Origin of the sequence: Agromyces neolithicus, from assembly GCF_039529735.1 — a bacterium.
Taxonomy (GTDB): domain Bacteria; phylum Actinomycetota; class Actinomycetes; order Actinomycetales; family Microbacteriaceae; genus Agromyces; species Agromyces neolithicus.
This window is the reverse complement of record NZ_BAAANJ010000024.1, coordinates 1-5,370: the sequence shown is the minus strand read 5'-3', so window position 1 is coordinate 5,370 and position 5,370 is coordinate 1. Positions and strand designations below refer to the sequence as shown.

At 56.0% G+C, this 5,370-nt stretch carries 2 rRNA genes; both read left to right on the top strand.

Annotation, left to right across the window (positions count from 1 at the left end):
* The first annotated feature begins 120 nt into the window (after positions 1-120).
* A 16S ribosomal RNA gene (locus ABD164_RS17725) occupies positions 121-1,657 on the top strand.
* A gap of 465 nt (positions 1,658-2,122) precedes the next feature.
* Positions 2,123-5,230: ribosomal RNA gene (locus ABD164_RS17720) — 23S ribosomal RNA — on the top strand.
* The 16S and 23S rRNA genes sit together here, the layout of an rRNA operon.
* Positions 5,231-5,370 lie beyond the last annotated feature (140 nt).

Below are 5,370 nucleotides of genomic sequence, written 5' to 3'. Positions count from 1 at the left end.
TCCCTCATCGTTTGGTGGGGGTGGGATTCCTTTGATTGATGGACAATTTGATTTTGGATAGTCAGTTGTTTCTCTGTCAGTGATTTGAACTCCCTGACGCTTCGGTGTTGGGAACCATTTTTTTTGGAGAGTTTGATCCTGGCTCAGGACGAACGCTGGCGGCGTGCTTAACACATGCAAGTCGAACGATGAACCGGGTGCTTGCACTTGGGGATTAGTGGCGAACGGGTGAGTAACACGTGAGTAACCTGCCCTGGACTCTGGGATAACCCCGAGAAATCGGAGCTAATACCGGATAGGACCTTTCACCGCATGGTGGGGGGTGGAAAGTTTTTCGGTTTGGGATGGACTCGCGGCCTATCAGCTTGTTGGTGAGGTAATGGCTCACCAAGGCGTCGACGGGTAGCCGGCCTGAGAGGGTGACCGGCCACACTGGGACTGAGACACGGCCCAGACTCCTACGGGAGGCAGCAGTGGGGAATATTGCACAATGGGCGCAAGCCTGATGCAGCAACGCCGCGTGCGGGATGACGGCCTTCGGGTTGTAAACCGCTTTTAGTAAGGAAGAAGGGCAGTCTTCGGGCTGTTTGACGGTACTTGCAGAAAAAGGACCGGCTAACTACGTGCCAGCAGCCGCGGTAATACGTAGGGTCCGAGCGTTGTCCGGAATTATTGGGCGTAAAGAGCTCGTAGGCGGTTTGTCGCGTCTGCTGTGAAATCCCGAGGCTCAACCTCGGGTCTGCAGTGGGTACGGGCAGACTGGAGTGCGGTAGGGGAGAATGGAATTCCTGGTGTAGCGGTGGAATGCGCAGATATCAGGAGGAACACCGATGGCGAAGGCAGTTCTCTGGGCCGTAACTGACGCTGAGGAGCGAAAGCGTGGGGAGCGAACAGGATTAGATACCCTGGTAGTCCACGCCGTAAACGTTGGGCGCTAGATGTGGGGACCTTTCCACGGTTTCCGTGTCGTAGCTAACGCATTAAGCGCCCCGCCTGGGGAGTACGGCCGCAAGGCTAAAACTCAAAGGAATTGACGGGGGCCCGCACAAGCGGCGGAGCATGCGGATTAATTCGATGCAACGCGAAGAACCTTACCAAGGCTTGACATGACCGAGAACGCCGCAGAAATGTGGAACTCTTTGGACACTCGGTTACAGGTGGTGCATGGTTGTCGTCAGCTCGTGTCGTGAGATGTTGGGTTAAGTCCCGCAACGAGCGCAACCCTCGTCGCATGTTGCCAGCACGTTATGGTGGGAACTCATGTGAGACTGCCGGGGTCAACTCGGAGGAAGGTGGGGATGACGTCAAATCATCATGCCCCTTATGTCTTGGGCTTCACGCATGCTACAATGGCCGGTACAAAGGGCTGCGATGTCGTAAGGCGGAGCGAATCCCAAAAAGCCGGTCTCAGTTCGGATTGAGGTCTGCAACTCGACCTCATGAAGTCGGAGTCGCTAGTAATCGCAGATCAGCAACGCTGCGGTGAATACGTTCCCGGGCCTTGTACACACCGCCCGTCAAGTCATGAAAGTCGGTAACACCCGAAGCCGGTGGCCTAACCCCTTGTGGGAGGGAGCCGTCGAAGGTGGGATCGGTGATTAGGACTAAGTCGTAACAAGGTAGCCGTACCGGAAGGTGCGGCTGGATCACCTCCTTTCTAAGGAGCAACTCGGATGCCTTTCGGGGTTTCCGCAGTGCAGACCAGATCGGGTCCTATGTGGCTCGCTGGTTGCTCATGGGTGGAACATTGAACATGGGTGCTCGTCTGTATGGTTCAGACCTAGTACGCCACTTCGGTGGTTGGAACGGTGGGGGCCGGCCGGTCGGGTACGTTGCACGCTGTTGGGTCCTGAGGGACCGGACAACCCTGCCTTCGGGTGGGGGTGATGGTTTCTTCAGACCTTCACCGAGATCAGCCTGTGGGTTGGTGGGTGTGGGGGTTCTGGCCGTCTGTTGAGAACTACATAGTGGACGCGAGCATCTTAGATTGACCCTTCGGGGTCAGTCACAATAGGTGAATCGCATTGGGCGGCATCCTTTCGGGGGTGTTGTTCGGTGTGTTCACTGGTCAATTTCGCGGCACCCGTTGGGTGTTGCACGATTTTTGATCGAACTCATGTGATTTCAAGTTTCTAAGAGCAAACGGTGGATGCCTTGGCATCTGGAGCCGAAGAAGGACGTCGTAATCTGCGATAAGCCTCGGGGAGCTGATAAACGAGCTGTGATCCGAGGATTTCCGAATGGGGAAACCCCGCCAGGCCCTTTGGGTGACCTGGTGACTCCCGCCTGAATGTATAGGGCGGGTAGAGGGAACGTGGGGAAGTGAAACATCTCAGTACCCACAGGAAGAGAAAACAACCGTGATTCCGTTAGTAGTGGCGAGCGAACGCGGAAGAGGCTAAACCGAGCCATGTGTGATACCCGGCAGGGGTTGCATGGTCGGGGTTGTGGGACCTTTCGGACTGTACTGCCGTGCAGTCACGGTGACGCGTCAGGTATAGACGAACCGGATTGAAAGCCGGACCGGAGTGGGTGTGAGTCCCGTAGTCGAAATGTCTGGCGGCCCGGAGAGGTATCCCAAGTAGCGCGGGGCCCGAGAAATCCCGCGTGAATCTGTCAGGACCACCTGATAAGCCTAAATACTCCCAGATGACCGATAGCGGACAAGTACCGTGAGGGAAAGGTGAAAAGTACCCCGGGAGGGGAGTGAAATAGTACCTGAAACCGTTTGCTTACAAACCGTCGGAGCCTCCTTGTTGGGGTGACGGCGTGCCTTTTGAAGAATGAGCCTGCGAGTTAGTGATCTGTGGCGAGGTTAACCCGTGTGGGGTAGCCGTAGCGAAAGCGAGTCTGAATAGGGCGATTCAGTCGCAGGTCCTAGACCCGAAGCGAAGTGATCTATCCATGGCCAGGTTGAAGCGACGGTAAGACGTCGTGGAGGACCGAACCCACTTCAGTTGAAAATGGAGGGGATGAGCTGTGGATAGGGGTGAAAGGCCAATCAAACTTCGTGATAGCTGGTTCTCTCCGAAATGCATTTAGGTGCAGCGTTGCGTGTTTCTTGCCGGAGGTAGAGCTACTGGATGGCCGATGGGCCTCAACAGGTTACTGACGTCAGCCAAACTCCGAATGCCGGTAAGTGAGAGCGCAGCAGTGAGACGGTGGGGGATAAGCTTCATCGTCGAGAGGGAAACAACCCAGACCACCGACTAAGGTCCCTAAGCGCGTGCTAAGTGGGAAAGGATGTGGAGTTGCACAGACAACCAGGAGGTTGGCTTAGAAGCAGCCACCCTTGAAAGAGTGCGTAATAGCTCACTGGTCAAGTGATTCCGCGCCGACAATGTAACGGGGCTCAAGCACGCCACCGAAGTTGTGGCATTACCGCATATCGATAGGCCTTCGTGGTCCAGTCGTGGTGATGGGTAGGAGAGCGTCGTGTGGGCAGTGAAGCGGCGGTGGAAACCAGCCGTGGAGGCCACACGAGTGAGAATGCAGGCATGAGTAGCGAAAGACGGGTGAGAAACCCGTCCTCCGGAAGACCAAGGGTTCCAGGGTCAAGCTAATCTGCCCTGGGTAAGTCGGGACCTAAGGCGAGGCCGACAGGCGTAGTCGATGGACAACGGGTTGATATTCCCGTACCGGCGAAGAACCGCCCACACGAGATCAGGAGTGCTAAGCATCCCAAGACATGTGGATCCCTTCGGGGACGATCGTGTGGCGGCATGCGACCCCATCTGGTGGAGTGAGCGTATTAACAGGTGTGACGCAGGAAGGTAGCCCAGCCCGGGCGATGGTTGACCCGGGGCAAGCGTGTAGGCCGAGCGATAGGCAAATCCGTCGCTCACCAAGGCTGAGACGTGACGCGGATGAAAAGTGGGTGATCCTATGCTGCCGAGAAAAGCATCGACGCGAGGTTCTAGCCGCCCGTACCCCAAACCGACTCAGGTGGTCAGGTAGAGAATACCGAGGAGATCGAGAGAATCGTGGTTAAGGAACTCGGCAAAATGCCCCCGTAACTTCGGGAGAAGGGGGGCCCGAAGCGTGAACCCACTTGCTGGGGGAAGCGTGGAGTGGCCGCAGAGACCAGTGGGAAGCGACTGTTTACTAAAAACACAGGTCCGTGCCAAGTCGCAAGACGATGTATACGGACTGACGCCTGCCCGGTGCTGGAAGGTTAAGAGGACCGGTTAGCCGCAAGGCGAAGCTGAGAATTTAAGCCCCAGTAAACGGCGGTGGTAACTATAACCATCCTAAGGTAGCGAAATTCCTTGTCGGGTAAGTTCCGACCTGCACGAATGGCGTAACGACTTCCCAGCTGTCTCAACCGCGAACTCGGCGAAATTGCAGTACGAGTAAAGATGCTCGTTACGCGCAGAAGGACGGAAAGACCCCGTGACCTTTACTACAGCTTGGTATTGGTGTTCGGTGTGGCTTGTGTAGGATAGGTGGGAGACTGTGAAGCTGGCACGCTAGTGTCGGTGGAGTCATTGTTGAAATACCACTCTGGTCACTCTGGATATCTAACTTCGAACCGTGATCCGGTTCAGGGACAGTGCCTGGTGGGTAGTTTAACTGGGGCGGTTGCCTCCCAAAAAGTAACGGAGGCGCCCAAAGGTTCCCTCAACCTGGTTGGCAATCAGGTGGCGAGTGTAAGTGCACAAGGGAGCTTGACTGTGAGACTGACAGGTCGAGCAGGGACGAAAGTCGGGACTAGTGATCCGGCAGTGGCTTGTGGAAGCGCTGTCGCTCAACGGATAAAAGGTACCTCGGGGATAACAGGCTGATCTTGCCCAAGAGTCCATATCGACGGCATGGTTTGGCACCTCGATGTCGGCTCGTCGCATCCTGGGGCTGGAGTAGGTCCCAAGGGTTGGGCTGTTCGCCCATTAAAGCGGTACGCGAGCTGGGTTTAGAACGTCGTGAGACAGTTCGGTCCCTATCCTCTGCGCGCGCAGGAAATTTGAGAGGATCTGACCCTAGTACGAGAGGACCGGGTTGGACGAACCTCTGGTGTGCCAGTTGTTCCGCCAGGAGCACCGCTGGTTAGCTACGTTCGGGATGGATAACCGCTGAAAGCATCTAAGCGGGAAGCCGGCCTCAAGATGAGATTTCCATCCCCATTTGGGGGAGAGGCTCCCAGCCAGACGACTGGGTTGATAGGCCGGATGTGGAAGCGAGGACGAAAGACTCGTGAAGCTGACCGGTACTAATAAGCCGATAACTTGACAATCACCACACTCACACGAAATATGTGTCATTCACGTAAAGGCCGTGTGCGTGGCCCAGGATTGCTTGCGTCCACTCTGTGGTTCCCAACAGACGGAAACCCACCACAAAAATTCAACACAGACACCCGTCCCACCCCCCCAA